General features: G+C 56.6%; 16 protein-coding genes. 14 read left to right on the top strand and 2 right to left on the bottom strand.

What is annotated here, in order from left to right; genetic code table 11:
• Window positions 1-4: 4 nt before the first annotated feature.
• From GX108_00250 to GX108_00240, 3 genes are all read left to right on the top strand, one after another.
• A complete protein-coding gene (locus GX108_00250; protein NLO55478.1) occupies window positions 5-964 on the top strand; it encodes an RluA family pseudouridine synthase in 960 nt (319 codons plus the stop codon).
• Window positions 965-1,159: 195 nt separating this feature from the next.
• Window positions 1,160-1,324: a hypothetical protein gene (locus GX108_00245; GenBank protein NLO55477.1), complete on the top strand. Its 165-nt coding sequence runs from the start codon at window positions 1,160-1,162 to the stop codon at window positions 1,322-1,324.
• Window positions 1,325-1,675: 351 nt separating this feature from the next.
• Window positions 1,676-2,947, top strand: coding sequence for a Glu/Leu/Phe/Val dehydrogenase (locus tag GX108_00240; protein ID NLO55476.1), 1,272 nt, complete (start codon window positions 1,676-1,678; stop codon window positions 2,945-2,947).
• A gap of 75 nt (window positions 2,948-3,022) precedes the next feature.
• Here GX108_00240 and asnS read toward each other — a convergent pair whose 3' ends face one another.
• Window positions 3,023-4,327: an asparagine--tRNA ligase gene (asnS, locus tag GX108_00235; GenBank protein ID NLO55475.1), complete on the bottom strand. Its 1,305-nt coding sequence runs from the start codon at window positions 4,325-4,327 to the stop codon at window positions 3,023-3,025.
• A 241-nt stretch (window positions 4,328-4,568) separates the two neighbouring features.
• On the opposite strand from asnS, the gene GX108_00230 reads away from it, so the two are divergent.
• The 4 genes from GX108_00230 (at window position 4,569) to GX108_00215 (ending at window position 9,180) form a co-directional block, all read left to right on the top strand.
• A complete protein-coding gene (locus GX108_00230; protein NLO55474.1) occupies window positions 4,569-6,044 on the top strand; it encodes a long-chain fatty acid--CoA ligase in 1,476 nt (491 codons plus the stop codon).
• A 35-nt stretch (window positions 6,045-6,079) separates the two neighbouring features.
• Complete coding sequence (gene citC, locus GX108_00225; protein ID NLO55473.1) at window positions 6,080-7,141, top strand: [citrate (pro-3S)-lyase] ligase; 1,062 nt, start codon at window positions 6,080-6,082, stop codon at window positions 7,139-7,141.
• Between the two features lie 171 nt (window positions 7,142-7,312).
• Window positions 7,313-8,671 (top strand): PLP-dependent aminotransferase family protein, encoded by a 1,359-nt coding sequence (locus GX108_00220; GenBank protein NLO55472.1) that lies wholly within the window; start codon window positions 7,313-7,315, stop codon window positions 8,669-8,671.
• Complete coding sequence (locus tag GX108_00215; GenBank protein NLO55471.1) at window positions 8,668-9,180, top strand: hypothetical protein; 513 nt, start codon at window positions 8,668-8,670, stop codon at window positions 9,178-9,180. The genes GX108_00220 and GX108_00215 overlap by 4 nt, the downstream gene beginning before the upstream one ends.
• Before the next feature lie 20 nt (window positions 9,181-9,200).
• Here GX108_00215 and GX108_00210 read toward each other — a convergent pair whose 3' ends face one another.
• Entirely contained in the window at window positions 9,201-9,410 is a 210-nt protein-coding gene (locus tag GX108_00210) for a hypothetical protein (GenBank protein ID NLO55470.1), read from the bottom strand.
• A gap of 126 nt (window positions 9,411-9,536) precedes the next feature.
• Here GX108_00210 and GX108_00205 point away from each other — a divergent pair, with 126 nt between their 5' ends.
• The 7 genes from GX108_00205 to rpe all read left to right on the top strand — a co-directional run bounded on the left by GX108_00205 (window position 9,537) and on the right by rpe (window position 16,166).
• Entirely contained in the window at window positions 9,537-10,190 is a 654-nt protein-coding gene (locus GX108_00205) for a GntR family transcriptional regulator (protein NLO55469.1), read from the top strand.
• A 115-nt stretch (window positions 10,191-10,305) separates the two neighbouring features.
• A complete protein-coding gene (locus tag GX108_00200) occupies window positions 10,306-11,445 on the top strand; it encodes a DegT/DnrJ/EryC1/StrS family aminotransferase (GenBank protein ID NLO55468.1) in 1,140 nt (379 codons plus the stop codon).
• 103 nt (window positions 11,446-11,548) lie between these two features.
• Window positions 11,549-12,238, top strand: a complete 690-nt coding sequence (locus GX108_00195; protein NLO55467.1) for a zinc metallopeptidase — start codon at window positions 11,549-11,551, stop codon at window positions 12,236-12,238.
• A gap of 127 nt (window positions 12,239-12,365) precedes the next feature.
• Window positions 12,366-13,061, top strand: a complete 696-nt coding sequence (locus tag GX108_00190) for a hypothetical protein (GenBank protein NLO55466.1) — start codon at window positions 12,366-12,368, stop codon at window positions 13,059-13,061.
• Window positions 13,058-14,386, top strand: a complete 1,329-nt coding sequence (locus GX108_00185; protein NLO55465.1) for an RNA methyltransferase — start codon at window positions 13,058-13,060, stop codon at window positions 14,384-14,386. Before GX108_00190 ends, GX108_00185 begins: the two co-directional genes overlap by 4 nt.
• Window positions 14,387-14,397: 11 nt before the next feature.
• Window positions 14,398-15,483 carry a PASTA domain-containing protein gene (locus GX108_00180; protein ID NLO55464.1) on the top strand — a complete coding sequence of 362 codons (1,086 nt, stop codon included), beginning with the start codon at window positions 14,398-14,400 and terminating at the stop codon, window positions 15,481-15,483.
• Window positions 15,484-15,488: 5 nt separating this feature from the next.
• A complete protein-coding gene (rpe, locus tag GX108_00175) occupies window positions 15,489-16,166 on the top strand; it encodes a ribulose-phosphate 3-epimerase (protein NLO55463.1) in 678 nt (225 codons plus the stop codon).
• Window positions 16,167-16,182 lie beyond the last annotated feature (16 nt).

The raw sequence follows: 16,182 nt of genomic DNA, 5'->3' as shown, positions 1-16,182 counted from the left end.
CGCGATGGGACAGGTTTTCAAAGTCTCAGGGCATGACGATGGAAGAAGGTTGGACAAGATAATTAGAAAAAAATGGCCTGATTTGCCCCTGGCCGCCATGATGCGCGCTTTCCGGAAGGGATTGGTCAGGGTTGACGGCCGTCGGGTGGAATGCTCATCCAGGGTTGTCGAGGGAAACTCCGTAACGGTACCCTGGGATGACGCCGTGGTCGAGACCCCAAAACCTTTCCTTTCAAGGCTCCGAGGCTCCAGCTCGACGATCGATATCATCTATGCCGATAACGATATCTGTATTGTGAATAAACCTTGGAACCTGCTTTCTCAGCCGGATCTCAAGGGTGGAGAAAGCGTTATCTCCAGGGTCATGACGACTCTTGGCTGGAAGGACACCTCTTTCTTCCCCACCCCGGTGCACAGGCTTGACAGGAATACCTCGGGAGCCATGGCACTCGCCCTTAACGGTGTGGTCCTGAGGATGCTCCACGAGGCGTGGCGGAAGGAAAATGTCCAAAAGGCCTATCTTGCGCTGGTCATCGGCGAAACTCCTGAGGATGGTGAGGTGGATTCACCCCTTCTTAAGTCCGGAGAGGACAACATAGTAGGCATCGACGCCTCCAGGGGGAGGAAGGCCCTGACCAGGTTCAGGAAGATAAGTGGCGACTCGTCGATTTCGCTGCTGCTGGTGGAACTGCTCACCGGCCGGCCTCACCAGGCGAGGGTTCACCTCGCTTCTATAGGTCATCCATTGATCGGTGACATCAAGTACGGCGACCGGAAAGCGAACGCTGAATGGAGGCTCCTCGGAGTCCAAAGGCCGATGCTCCACTCCAGGAGCCTGGAGTTCAGGAATCTCTCCGCCGCCCTGGGCCACCTCTCGGGGAAGAAGTATCTCGCGATCCCCCCAGCCGATTTCATGGGAGTCCTCTCCGGAAAGGGTTGGCGTTTATACGGTCGTGGGGTATAATGAGCGCACTGTTTTGGAGAAAGAAACTCCATGGGGGGATTGGGTATGAGCGAGGGTAAACTGAAACTCGAGATCAGCAGCAAGGCCAAGGCCAAGTTAGAAACTATGGGCAACGAGGGGTACGTGATCGTAAGGCGCCTGGGAGGGGGGTGAGCCGCGCGCAACGCGGCTCTCGTCGAGAGTGGCAAACCTCCCGTGGATGATGATTACATAATGCTTTCCGGAGAGGGCATCACCCTGTGGATTCCCGAGGAAATGAGGTTTGCCGACGACCTCGTAAGGGTTGAGCAGACCGGCTTTCTCTGGTCCGCGAATATCGAGGTCATGACGGTCCTCGGTATTCAAAGGGGAGCCTGCTGAAGCTTCCAGCGCTGGTTCCGGACCCTCCTCCGGCATTTTGAGACAAAGTTTTCCAAGGACCACCGCGGAGGGTTTTCGTTGAAGAAACAAAATATCCAGAACAGGGCGAGGGATTTTCCCCTCGCCCTGTTTTTTTTGTAAAAAATTGTAAAAAAAAGGGCAGATCCTGGTCGGAATAATATGGAGTATACATAATACCAGCCTCTTGACAAGAGATTTGTTTCACATATATTAGATTGCATGAAAGAAGGCTCCAGGGAAGGAATAATCAGCGCAACGCAGTGGACAAAGTTTCCAGTTTTGAAGGCCCGGAGCACCCGGGTCATCAATGAATCCGGAGGTGCGGTTTGAATGGGTAAGAGGACTTCAGAGAACGTGCTTCTTGACATCGCTTTAAAAAACTTTTATGGTGCGGCAGAGGAACTGGGGCTTGAGGACAGCCTGATCGAGATACTGGGCAACTCCGAGCGGAAACTGTCCGTTTCGGTCCCCATCGTGATGGACGACGGGTCCACCAAGGTTTTCAACGGTTATCGTATCCAGCATTCCACGGCCATCGGTCCGGCCAAGGGCGGCACCAGGTTCCACCCCGATGTGTCCCTCGATGAATGTGAAGCCCTGGGAATGCTCATGACCTGGAAGTGCTCCCTTGCCGGCATACCCTACGGAGGCGGAAAGGGTGGCGTCGAGTGCGACCCCCTCCAGATGTCAAAGGGCGAAAAGGAACGCCTTTCAAGGACCTATGCCGCCAGGATAGAGCCCCTGATCGGAACCTGGATCGACGCTCCCGGGCCGGATGTTAACACCGGCGGCCAAGAGATGATTTGGTTCTTGGATACGATCAGCAAGATTAGAGGCAAAGTGGAACCTGCCCTCTTTACCGGGAAACCCGTGGGCCTGTGGGGCTCCGAGGGCCGTACCGAGGCGACCGGCCTTGGAGTTGCCACCTGCGCCCTTGAGTTCCTCGAGGCCATCAAGAAAGACCCAAAGGATACGACCTTCGTCATCCAGGGGTTTGGCAACGTCGGCACCCACGCCGCCCTGACGCTCATCAACGCTGGTGCCACGGTGGTTGGCATCAGCGATATCACCGGCGCCTACTACTGCTCGAAGGGCATTGACATCAAGAAAGCCCAGCAGCACGCCTCGGGACATCCCAAAAAGCTTCTCGAGGGTTTTGAGCAGCCCGGGCTCGAGAAGATTCCCGCCGACGAACTTCTTTTGCTCGCGGCGGACATCCTGATCCCCGCCGCCCTGGAGGGCGTGGTCAACAAGAACAACGCCGACAAGGTCAAAGTCAAGTACATTGTTGAAGCCGCTAACGGGCCCATCACTCCCGACGCAGACGCGGTCCTCGATGACAAGGGGATACTGATCGTTCCCGACTTCCTGGCCAACTCCGGCGGGGTCATCGGATCCTACTTCGAATGGGCGCAGAACCTCGGTGGGTTCTTCTGGACCCGCGAGGAGTATAACTCGAGGCTTCTCCATATCATGAAGGGCAACTTCAAGAGGGTCTGGGACTTCAGCCAGGAGCATAATGTGAAGATGCGCCGTGCCGCCTTCATGGCCGCCATTTCCAGGGTGGCTGAAGCGGCAAGACTCCGCGGGGTGTTCCTCTAGTCGAAGCTTTTAACGCCCCTCTGCGCCTTCATTGACCGATGCCGCCCCCAGCCAGGCGGCACCGGTTTTTTATCTTCACGGGTTCAGGCGGTATATGGTTCTCGGGAAGGGTATAGTCTCCCGTATATGGGAAAGGCCGCAGACCCATGCCACAACCCTCTCGATTCCCATGCCGAAACCGCTGTGGATGAAAGTTCCGAACCTCCTCAGGTCCAGGTACCAGCCGTAGGAGTCCTCCGGAAGTTTCTCTTCCCTTATGCGTGCCAGGAGAAGATCCAGCGAGTCCTCCCTCTGAGAACCGCCAATGATCTCCCCGTAACCCTCCGGCGCGAGGAGGTCGTTGCAGAGGACCAGGTCCTCCCTTTCGGGATGCTGTTTCATGTAGAAGGCCTTGACCTTTTTGGGGTAGCACTCCACGAAAAGGGGCTTGTCGAACTGTTGGGTGAGTACGGTCTCATCCTCACCCCCAAAGTCCGTGCCGTACTTTATTGAGCAGCCGAGCTTCTGGAGCATTGTGACCGCGTCGTCGTAAGTGATATGGTGGAAGGGCGGTTTCACCCGTTCCAGGGGGGCCGTATCTCTTCCGATAAGAGCCAGTTCCTCCGGGCAGTGTTCCAGGACCTTCCCTACGATATAAGAGACGAGATTCTCCTGGAGGACCATGTTGTCCACGTGGTCGTAAAAGGCCACCTCAGGCTCTATCATCCAGAATTCAGTGAGATGCCTCCTGGTCTTGGATTTCTCGGCTCGGAAAGTGGGGCCGAAGGTGTACACCTTGCCGAAGGCGGCCGCGGCCGCCTCGGCGTAAAGCTGCCCTGTCTGGGCGAGGTAGGCTTTGCCCAGATCAAAGTAGGGGACCTCGAAGAGGCTTGAGGCACCCTCGCCTATGGCGCCGGTGAGGATCGGGCTGTCTATGAGAAGGTAACCGTGGTTATGAAGGTACTCCCTCGCCGACCAGATCACCCTTTCCCGGATCTTCATCACGGCAAGCTGGCTGGCGCTCCGAAGCCAAAGGTGCCGGTTATCGAGAAGGAAGTCGATCCCGTGGTCCTTCTTCCCAAGGGGGTATTCTTCCGTTGGATTTTGCAGTATCGTGACCCCGGTAACATTCATTTCGAATCCGGAAGGCGCCCTTTCGTCCTTCCGGACCTTGCCCGTCACCTCGAGGGAAGCCTCGAGCCATAGGCTGCGCATCGACAGGAACTGGTCTTCGGGCACTTCGCCCTTTACGACCACCCCTTGGATGAATCCCGTGCCGTCGCGAAGCTGCAGGAAATGAATTTTACCGGAACTTCTCTTGTTGTACATCCAGCATTTGAGCCGGACCTCCTCACCCTCATGCCTGGGAAGATCGCCAATGTAAACCCAAGGGACCGTCATGGGAAGACCTCCTTCATTTCGTCGCATGTTCGGAATATATGACAGTATGATACACTAGCATATATTCCGATTTTGGGGGACCTGCGACTGGGAGGCGATGGCCCTCCGGCGGAGGAAAGATTGTTGCCCGCCGGCGTTGCTTCCTGAACTTTCGCGCTCCGGGGAGTACAATGGGGTTGTCGCCGAGCGGTGACATTATCGGCGGGGTTCCCAACCATCCTTTTTTCGGAGGGACAATGGCGTGAATGTCAGGCTCGAGGAAAAAATCCTATCCCAGTGCAACAAGTCCAACGGAGAGCGTGCTGTATGGTGGCGGGGGACCTGGTGGTCCCGGAAGGTCTTGGCCGATCTCGCCTCCCAGTACGAGGCGAGGTTTAAGGAGAGCGGATTTAAGGAAGGCAACAGGATAGCTGTGCTTATGCCCAACTGCCCGGCCTTTCTCGCTTTGATGATCGCTGCTTGGAGGGCCGGAGGAACTCTGACCCCCTTGAACCTGCAGGCTGGGTTAGCGCCAACGATGGAAACTCTCGCCCACTCCGATGTATCCGCCGTTTTCGTTCCCCAGGGTATGGACCAGATCATCCAGGGGCTTGCCACTTCAGGCCTACCCACCGTTGGAGTACCGCTGGACGGCCCCCTGCCTTCCTTCCAGTCGAGACCCTGCGAACTTTCTGATCCCGAGATTGCTGTTCTCTTCTACACCTCGGGCACCACGGGGTTGCCCAAGGGAGTGCCCGTCACCCATTCCAACCTCCACGATAACGTGGCAAAGTCCATAATTCATTTCAAAGACCTCGAGAGTGACGATATTTTCATCAATGTTCTCCCCAACTTTCATACCCTTGGTTTTACCACTAGTGGACTTCTTCCGCTGCTCGGAGGCTACCCCCAGGCCATAATGCCCACCTTCATGCCCCCGGAGAGCGCCCTCGAGTGTATCAAGGCGGCCGAGGTCACCGTAATGATAGCCGTTCCAACCATGGTTGCCCTTCTGCTCGGCGCCATCGCCCGGGGGATCGAACCCCCTTCCTCGCTTAGGCTGCTGGTGACCGGCGGTGACCGATTCCCGGCGAGGCTTGACGCGAGGACCAAGCAACTGCTTGGTGTTTCCGTCCTTGAGGGGTACGGTCTTACCGAGACATCGCCGGTGATTTCCATCAATGAGAGCGTGGCCCTGAGAAAGCTGGGCACCGTTGGGACTGTCCTTGAAGGCTATGAAGTTGAGGTGAGAAACACCGAGGGCGAGTTGCTTCCTTCGGGCTCGGATGGCACGCTCTGGGTGAAGGGACCCTCCGTTTTCAAAGGTTATTTCAAAGCGCCGGAATTGACCAGGGAGAAGATCAAGGATGACTGGTTCAACACTGGGGATGTGGTCAGGATAGATGAAGAGGGGTACCTGACAATCCTGGACAGGGTGACCGATATCATCATCGTGGGCGGTTTCAACGTCTACCCTACGGAGATAGAGAGCGTTCTCCAGCAGATGCCGGGCGTCAGGGAATGCGCCGTCGTAGGCATGGAACACCCAGTCAGCGGTGAGATAGTGAAAGCCTATATCACTCCTTCGGGCGAACCGAAGATTACCGCCAGGGATGTCATATCCTTCTCCAGGGAGCACATGGCCCACTATAAGATACCGAGGATCGTGGAGTTCATAGACGAAATGCCGAGGTCCAGCATAGGCAAAATTCTCAAGAGGGAACTACGAAAAAACTGAAGCCATGTTTTCGCCACATCCGGAGGGGAGCGATCTTGTTCAATGTATCGATAAGGATTGTTGAAAAACCCTCCCGGGAAGAAAAGGCCTTGCTTGAAAGCTTTCTCGAACGCTTCGGGCTGGCCTTCGAAGAGAAGCCAGAAGTTACTGTTTTCCTCGAGGAAGCCAGCGGCAAGCTCGTCGGAACGGGTAGCCTGAGCGGGAATGTCATAAAGATGATGGCCATCGATCCCGATTGGCAGGAGTATGGTCTCTCGGGGTCCATCGTGTCCAGGTTGGTGGAGTGGGGGCGTGCCCAGGGCATGACCCACTTTTTTGTCTTCACCAAGCCCGACGCGATCGACCCCTTTATTCGTTTCGGCTTCAGGGAAATTGCGAGGTATGAACCCCATGCAGCGCTGCTCGAGATGGGAAGCCCCGGGATCGACCAGTTCAGGGAGTACCTGGCCTCCTGCCGTCAAGAGGAGCAAACCACAGGAAAAACCGGCGGGATCGTGGTCAATTGCAACCCCTTCACGCTGGGGCACCTGTACCTTATCAAAAAGGCAGCGTCGCTTTCGGTTCATCTCTACGTTATCGTCGTCGAGGCTGACCTCTCGTCCTTCCCCTTCAAGGACCGTTTTGAACTCGTCAAATGCGGCACTTCGCACCTGGAAAACGTTACCGTCGTCAAAAGCGGGGAATACGCCGTATCGCCCGCGACTTTCCCCTCCTATTTCCTCAAGGACGCTTTGATGGTCGACATCGCCTCAATCCAGGCCCGGCTGGACGTCACCCTTTTCGGAAACCTTTTCGTTCCCGGCCTTGGGATCGATGTGAGGTTCGTCGGGACCGAACCGTACTGTCCCGTAACAAACGCCTACAACGAGGCCATGAAAGAAATCCTCCCCCTTCGTGGCGTCGAACTCCAGGTGGTTTCCCGGCTCGAGACCGACGATGGAATGGTCGTTTCCGCCTCGGCAGTGAGGTCCTTGCTGAAAAGCGAGGATTGGGAGATCCTGAGGAAAATGGTCCCGGATTGCACCTGGAATTACCTCCATTCCAAAAAGGGTAAAAAGGTCATTGAGCATTTACGAGGTTTCCGGAGGTCCCACTGACGCCGCAATCGACCTAACCCTTCGTGGGGCGTCCGACCCGAAATCCCTTGCGCATCATGACTAACGCAGCGACGGGGAAAATCCATCCCTTCCGTTGTGAAAGGACCCTCCGAAAGCGCTGGTCCGCTGGTGTATCATTGACCCGGTGACAGGAAGAAAGGGGATGAACCCTTGATAGAGATCCCCCTTGACCCGACTGGGCGAGCACCGCTTTACCGGCAGATCGCCACTCATCTAATGAGAATGGTTCAAAACGGCACCCTCGCTCCAGGCGACCGCCTGCCCGGCAGTCGTGGCCTGTCGGCCAGCCTAGGCCTGAGCAGGAACACCGTTGTGCTCGCCTACGACCTTCTCGAGGACGAAGGCTATATAGAACAGAGAGGGCGCAGGGGGGCCTTCGTCTCCTGGAAGGGGCCCCACGACACGGACGACCTCGAAGACGATGGTCCGAAATGGGACATGGCTTCGGGCCTGCCTTCCTTGGACCTGGTCCCCTCGGGCCGCCTGGCGGCCCTCGCCAGGGACGCCCTTTTATCCCGTGGCCCGGGGGCTCTTTGCGACACTCCGCCCGAAGGCCTCCTTGCCCTGCGAAATGCCCTGGTAAAGCACGCTGCCACAAGAGGAATACCGGCGAAAAGGGATGAGGCGGTCGTAACCAGCGGAGCACGCCATGCCCTTTCCGTCTATATTCACGCCATGGCGTTGAAAGGGGTGAAAAGGCTCTGGATAGAGGAACTGACCTACCCGGAGGTCAGGCTCATGGCCCAGGGGGCTGGCCTGCAGATCGCATCGATCCCTGTCGAACCGGTGGCATTCCAGGCGTCGCTTTCAAGGATTCTCCCCGGGGAACTGCTTTACCTGATCCCAAGTTTCCACAACCCCACCGGCAGGACCCTTTCACCCGAACAAAGAAAGCATGTCCTCGAGGCCGCTTCCAGGATGGGTTTCTGGATAATTGAGGACGATGCTTACGGGGAACTGCGGTTCGGTGAATCCAGCGTACCGGCCCTCAAGTCCATTGACAGGGAAAGCCGAGTGCTCTACCTGGGATCCTTCAGTCAACTCCTCTTTCCCGGTATGCGCATAGGCTATGTCCTCATGCCCGAGGAGACAAGGAAGGAGTTCCTGTCCGTCTTGGAGAGGACCTCGGGTTCGACTTCTTCGCTGGTACAGCATGTGATAAATGCCTTCATTGAAGATCGAAGCCTGGAGGTTTCCCTCGACCTGGCTAGGAACAGCATGGCTTCCCGGATGCGAGCCCTTTGTAAGAGCCTCGACGCGTTGTTGCCGCGGATGCCCTTCGAAATTCCCCAGGGAGGGATATACCTGTGGCTTGGAACGCCGGGCATCTCAGGAGACCTTGCCGCCGAGGCCGCGAAAAGGGTGGGTGTCGGAGTTGTTCCCGGGAGGCTCTTCAGCTACCCCGAGGAGGATATCCAGGCAGTAAGACTGTCAGTGAGCAGGCTATCGACGGTAATGATCCGTGAAGCGATCGGGCGCGTCGCTTCAGCCTGGAATGCACTTACATGACGGGCCTGAAGCAGCTTCTCGCCGGAAGGGATGAAAGGGCGTCTCTTCAGGCACATATACTCCGCAGATCGGAATTGGCCGTCCAGATCTCACTGAATATCCCGGGATTGCCAAAAAGAATGAAGGGTGATCGGGAAGTGGTCTCCAGGGTCATGGGTTTGATACGCGGGGAAGCACTCCACATGAGCAGTAGCGCACCGGCCCTTTTTTTTCTCGATAACGGGGCGGGTTATGCTGGAATCCTGGATGCGGCAGGGGCCGATCCAGTGGCGGTAAAAAGGCTCGGGATGGGGATCGAGAACCAGCCTTGGGGTTCGGTAATCGATGTGGACGTCATTTCCAGGAGGGGGGCCATCCACAGGGTCCACCTCGATGGGGGCGAAAGAAAGTGTTTTCTCTGCGGCCTCCCGGCCAAGCATTGCGCCAGGCTTCAGTGCCATAGTTTTCCACAACTTCGTGAAGCTTGCCAGCGAATACTTACCATGGCCCTGGAGGCGCTCCGGGCTTAGAGACGAGCCTCCCAGGACCACTAATCCTCTTTCTCCTTTATCCAATCGAGTTCCTTAATTCTCTTTCTCCAAAGCAGCACCGCCGAGGCAGCCGAAAAAGTCCCCCCAAAGAGCCCGATGAACAACATGCCAGGCTTGGGTTGGCCGATCATATAGCTCCCAAGGGCGGCGATAGCCCTTCCGTACAAGATGATTGTCCCGATGGACAGTAAAAGGACGACCAATCGCATGCATAACACCCCGATCGCGGATCGAGATGATTATAACCTGAAAATTGAAGGTCCGTGAAAGTTGTGATAGTATGCATGTATTCATGTAATACCTTTTCGCCTTTGAGGGAGGAGATCCAGGTGATCATGGAGCCCAGGCTGTATACCACTTCCGCCGATTATGTCTACCAAGAACTCAGGCACAGGATTATCACGAAGCAGATCAAGCCCGGACAGAGGCTTCCAGAGGTCAATATCGCCGTACAACTGGCTGTAAGCCGCACCCCGGTAAGGGAGGCCCTGCGAAGGCTGGCCTCCGAGGGCCTGGTCCTGATAATCCCCAACAGCGGCGCCAGGCTCGCTTCACCCACCCAGAGGGAGATGGAGGATACCTTCGCAGTCAGGGAACAACTGGAATGCATTTCGGTAGCCATAGCGGCCACGCGGATCAGTGAAAGGAATCTCAGGAGACTTGATGACGCGATCTTGGAAGAAGAAAAGGCCTTCCAGGAAAAGAACCTTGAACTTTTCCTCGAGATCAACGAAAATTTTCACCGTATTATCGCCGAGGCCAGCGGTAACAGGGTGTTGGCCGAGTTCGTCGAGAATATTCTGGCGAGGACCAACGCCTATGTGGTCTTCTACGAGCCTTTTTATGAACTTGAAGAGAACCCGGGCATCGCCCAACATAGGGAAATTGCCAAGGCCCTCAGGGAAAAGGACCGCGAAAGGGCCGTGGATCTCATGAGGGAACACCTGAAGTTCTCTCTCTGTGATCTGAACAGGTCCTCCCGTCCATAAGCGCAGCTGAGCAAGCTCCCATCCGCTCCCCCGACATTGTGATAATAGTAAGTGTAAATTTAGGCCAAAAGGATATTTTGAAAAGAAAGACTTTTTTCGAAAGGGGGAGAGTCCAATGGAGGAAACGCCGCTGCCATCCTTCGATCTGTCCCGCAACTGGAATCGTGTCAGGGATGAAACCCTGGCCGCAATCAACGTTGTCCTTGAAGGGCAGCATTTTATACTTGGGGCCGAAGTAGAAGCCCTGGAAAAGGATCTCGCCGCCTACTTGGGGGTGGCCTTTACGGTGGGGTGTGCCTCGGGAACTGATGCTCTCCTCCTAGCCTTGATGGCCCTCGACTTGGGTCCCGGCGACGAGGTCATCACGACACCATTCAGCTTCTTCGCTACGGCGAGCTGCATCACGAGGTTGGGCGCAACCCCCGTATTTGCCGATATCAACCCAGAATCCTACAACATTGACCCCCAGGAGGTACTGCGAAAAATCACGCCTAGGACGAGGGCGGCGATTCCCGTTCATCTTTTCGGCCAAATGGCCAGGGTGGAGGAATTTGCCCCCCAGCTGGTGGAACAGGGAATCAGCATTGTGGAGGATTGCGCCCAGGCCATCGGGGCGACCAGGATCGTGAAAGGGAAGATCCAAAGGGCAGGAGGGATGGGCGAGCTTGGCTGCTTCTCTTTTTTCCCGACGAAGAACCTGGGATGTTTCGGCGATGGAGGCATGATTTCCGTTTCGTCGGAAAGGTTGAACAAGCGGCTTCGCCGCCTGAGAGCTCACGGATCGGGTGAACAGTACTTCCATGATGAGATCGGTCTTAACAGCAGGCTCGACGAATTGCAGGCCGCTATCCTGCGGGTGAGGTTACGCCACCTCGAGACTTGGAACGAGGAACGAAGGATCGTGGCGGAAAGGTACAGGATACTCTTCGCTGAGCACGATCTGGGCGAATGGGTGATCCCTCCGCTGGAGGAAAAGGGTAACCGGCACATTTACCACCAGTACATCCTTAGATGTCGATCCAGGGATCTTTTAAAAGAACATCTCGCCGGAAGGGGTATCACGACCCGCGTTTACTACCCGTTATCGCTTCACCTACAGCCCTGCTTTTCCTACCTTGGTTACGCCAAGGGCGATATGCCCGTTTCGGAGAGTCTGACGGAGGAGGTCCTGGCGCTGCCGATCTTCCCCGAACTCGAGCCCGGAGAGCAAGAACGGGTCGTTCAGGCCATATCGGATTTCTACCGCGGACGATAGTCTGACCATTCTTGATTTTAGCGACGTTGATGGGGTAAGATAACAGTTGAAATCACATAAAGAAGGAGTCTTCCCTATTGCAGAAAGGCGGAGGTGATATAGGATGTTCCCCTTTTTCTTTGATCCAACCTTCCTGGTGTTGATCCCAGCGGTGGTGCTTTCCATCTGGGCGCAGGTCCGGATTAAGAGCGCTTTCGGAAGGTACAGCCAGGTCAGGGCAAGGCGCGGTGTGACGGCCCGAGACGCGGCAAGGACCATCCTGGACTCCAACGGACTTACGAACGTACCCGTCGAAAGGGTCCAAGGGGCACTGACCGATCATTACGATCCTAGAAGCAAGGTCCTCAGGCTTTCCGACAACGTTTACGAAAGCCCGAGCATAGCCGCCATCGGCGTTGCGGCCCACGAAGCCGGGCACGCTATTCAGGATTCGCGAGGCTATGCTCCCCTGAAGTTGAGAAATGCTTTCGTCCCGGTTGCGAGCCTGGGTTCCTCCTTTGCCCTTCCTCTTTTTTTCATAGGGTTTCTCTTCGCCAACCCCACGATGATGAATGTAGGGATACTCTTCTTTGTGGCGGTTCTCCTCTTCCATCTCGTGACCTTCCCTGTAGAACTGGACGCGAGCAGAAGGGCTCTTTCCATTCTCTCCAGTTCCGGGCTTCTTGCCACGGACGAGATTGGTGGAGCAAAGGCCGTCCTCAACGCGGCCGCCCTTACCTATGTCGCCGCTACCCTCATGTCTGCCCTTCAACTCGTAAGGCTTTTCCTGCTTAGAGGTATGAGGAATCGCTGAACCTCGCCCGTGGCCCCTGGCTTTTCCGGGATGATGTATCATAAGGGGGGGCGGAGTGGGCCCCCCTTGTTGGTACAAACACTCCCTGTAAGGGCCTCATTTGGCTGAGAGGAGTATGATCCGCCCCATGCCCCTGGTGCTTTTGCTGCTGCTCTTCCTGTTTTTTATTCCGTGGCTGGGATTCCTCGTCCTGACGGTTTTCCTGTTCCTTTTCCTGCTGGTTCCCCTTGGTTTTGCCGCGAGGTCTCTCGCGTGGCTCGTGATCGGGCCAAAGGAACTGTACAAGGTCCTTTCGGACGGAAGGGTGAGGAAGAATCATGCCCTGGAACACGGAACGATCAATATCCTGGAGCAACGATGCGGCCTTTCCGGCCTGACAGGTCGAGCCGGGGAGGATGGTTTCGGGCTGAGTGGTTTGGCGGACCCTCGGATAATACTGGAAACGGCTGAGCTTGCCAGGGAAAGGCTCGTGGCTGGTGAAACCCGTCTTGCCGTTCACCGCAGGTGTGGTACAACCATGGTGTTGGTGAACCTCGCCTCTTCCGTGATTTTTATCCTCCTGCTGGTCGTCGCCGGTTGGTTTTCCTTCGGGACTGTCCTGCTGTCTCTGGCTGCGGCATGGTTCCTTGGCACCTGGGCTAGCCCATTGGTCCAGCTCTATTTTACCACCGATAGCAATGTAGAGGACCTCGTCATAACAGGAGCCGAAATGAGGCTCCGGCCGGTCCGTTTTTTCGGGGGTACGGCCATGATGCCTGCTGAAGTCTTCGTGAGTATTACGTCCGCCGGAGAACCCATCCAGGCGGAGGTGGTCGGGCCATGAAAGGCAGGGGCATAGAAGCCTCTCTCCTGGCCTGGAGGGACGTCGCGGCGGGAGATTTTGCCAGTGAGGCCCTCAGGAAGAGGACCGAAACGCTCCCCGAAACGGAAAGAACCCTCGCGACGTTGTTGGTTTTCGCCGCCCTCAGGAGAGCTGCGCTCTGGAAGCACATGGCCCGAGAGTTGACCGAGAGGCCCTTGGGAGGGATGAGCCGCTCGGCCGGGGATGCCCTGGTTATAGGAATCGCCGGTGGCTGCGAATTGAAGCATTTCTCCCCCAGGGTCCTGGTCAATGCCCTGGTGGAATGGGTCAAGGATAAAGGTCGAGAGAGGGAGCCAGGGATGGTGAACGCCGTTCTTCGCAGGGCAGCCCGGGAGGGTCCCGAATATTTGGCAAGGATGAGATCGAGTCGTTCCTTCAGGGATGCCTGTCTCTATTCGGGGATATCGGCCCGGATCGGCGCTCTCTGGACGGCATCGTGGGGGAAGGAACTGGCGAGGGAGATCGTGAGGCTCGCCTCAATGAAAACCTACCTATCGCTGAGGGTGTCCACCTGGAGCGATCTCTCATCGGCAAGGGCCGACCTGGAGGAAGCCGGTCTGCGGACCTGGCCATCACCACTTCTTGGGGATAGTTTGAGGATGGCCTCCAGCGGGCATCCACCCTCTCTTCCAGGTTACCTGGAAGGATCCATCACCCCCCAGACTGAATCCTCGATGATCGTTGGGTTGGTGGCGTCTTCGATTTATATTGGAGGCCCTGTCCTCGATATGTGCTCCGGAAGGGGGGTAAAGGCCTTTCAGTTTCTCGACAGGGAACCACGCAGTTTTCTGGAAGGATGGGATCTTTCAGTCGCGAGGATAGGCGCTGCCCTTAAAGATTCGGCCAGGCTGGGGATTCCCCGTGAGCGTTTCGTTCTACGCTCGGGAAACGCTCTAAAAATGGAGCCACTTTCTCCCCCGCGACTGGTGATCCTGGACGCCCCCTGTTCGGGGAGCGGAACATGGGCCAGGCACCCCGACGGTAAAATGCGATTTTCGCCCGAGAAACTGAAAGAACTAGCGGTCCTCCAGTCAAAACTGCTGACCAGGGCAATCGACATGGTTTCTCCGGGAGGCGCTGTACTCTACTCAACGTGCAGCCTGTTCAGGGAGGAGAATGAACAGGTGGTTGCGAAAGCCATGGAAGAACGACCTCAAATTGTTGAAATGCCGCCTCACAACACATATCATTGTCTCATCCGGGGAAGGCCGTGGGGAAATTACATCCTACCGCTGCTGCCGTGGTTGGACGGTTTCTTCATTGCGGTACTGACTAAAAGGGCATAGGAGGATCGAAGATGCGAAAACTGTTCAAGATCACCCTCCTGGTACTGATCCTCGTCATAGCTGGCTCCGGCGTTTTCGCCTTTTATACCATTTTTTTCGGAGGGAAGGATGTCGCCGTTCCCGGTCTCGTGGGTTCTACCATCGTTGACGCCGTCAGCCTGACGGAGAAGATGGGATTGTTGGTCAGGATCGACAAGGTGGACTCCGTTCAGCCCGCTGGGGAGGTGGTATCCCAGTGGCCTGAACCTGGTTCCAGGATCAAAAAGGGCAAGATCGTGATTTTGAAGGTGAGCAAGGGCGGTGACCGGCAACCTCTTCCCGATGTGAGGGGCATGGAGTACGGCCAGGCCGTTACCAGGCTTCAGGAATCGGGCTTTGATGTCGGCGATGTGGTCAAGGCTCACAGCGACAGCAGGCCGGCCGGGGTCATCGTCGCCCAGAGCCCCGCATCGCCGGTGATGGTCCCGCCCGGCAGGAGAATAGACCTCTTAGTCAGCCTCGGCCCCCCGAGAACGGGAGGCAAGGTCGTAGTGCCCGATGTCCTTGAGAGAAGCGAAAAGATCGCCAGGCAGATTATCGTCCAGAGCGGGTTAAAAGTAGGATCCGTAAAGTACGAGTACACTTATATGACGCCGGCAGGGATGGTCATGAATATGGCCCCTAATCCCGGAAAGACCCTTCCTCCCGACGGGGTGGTCAACCTTGTGGTGGCCACGGGCAAGAAGCCGGAGGAACCAGCCGCACCACCCCCGTTTCCCGCGGAAGAGGAACGGGAGACGGTCACCTTCCCCACCGAGAGCATCGCGATTTCCCCGCCCGCCCCGGGCGAGACGGTGACTCGGGAGACGCCGAAAGAACCCGTAGCGCAGGCGCCTTCACCGGGTGACAAGATTGCGAGGATCAGGTACCAGGTCCCGCCCCTGGCGCAGTCCATGGCGGTGAGGATTGAGATCGTGGACGGAAATGGCACCAGGGTTCTTCTCGACAGACAGGCCTCGGCGGGTGAGTATATCTCTCTGGATGCCCCCTATGTTGGACAATCCTCGGTGACTATTTACCTTGGAGGGGAATTCGTGTGGCAGGACCGCTACCAGTAAAGGGCATGGAAAGACCAATAATTGCCCCATCTCTACTCTCGGCTAATCCCCTGGACATTGGCGGTTCAGTGGATTCTCTGAAGGAGGAGTATGGCTGGCTGCACCTTGACGTCATGGACGGCCATTTCGTCCCCAACCTGTCCTATGGTCCAGCCCTCGTTGAAGCCTGCCGGAAACGGTGGCCCGATTCGGTGATCGATGTCCACCTCATGGTCGAAAAACCGGAACGCTTCCTGGAGGTCTTCGCGAAGGCGGGTTCGACGGTCCTCACTGTCCACCAGGAGGCGACACCGCACCTTCATCGTGTCCTCCAGGAAATAAGGAACCTGGGTTGTTCCCCCGGCGTTACTCTTAATCCCGGAACATCGATGGAAACACTGAGGCCCGTCCTGGGGCTTGTCGATCTTGTCCTGGTGATGTCGGTCAATCCGGGTTTCGGAGGACAGGCTTTCATCCCCGAGTCACTTGAGAAGACAAGGCTGTTGTGTTGCTGGAAAAAAGCCTTTTGTTACGATTACCTCGTTGAGATCGACGGTGGGATTGGGCCTGATAACGCGACCCAGGTCGTCGCCGGGGGGTGCGACGTGCTTGTAGCCGGTAGCGCCATCTTCAATGTCCCCGATCCGTACGAAGCGGTTAGGGAGATCAAGGCCAGGGCCTTGGAAGGAGTCCTCCGTGACTGAAGAAACAAGGAATGCC

The organism is Thermovirga sp. (assembly GCA_012523215.1).
In the GTDB taxonomy this organism is placed as follows: Bacteria; Synergistota; Synergistia; order Synergistales; family Thermovirgaceae; genus 58-81.
This window is presented reverse-complemented; position numbering and strand designations above follow the sequence as displayed.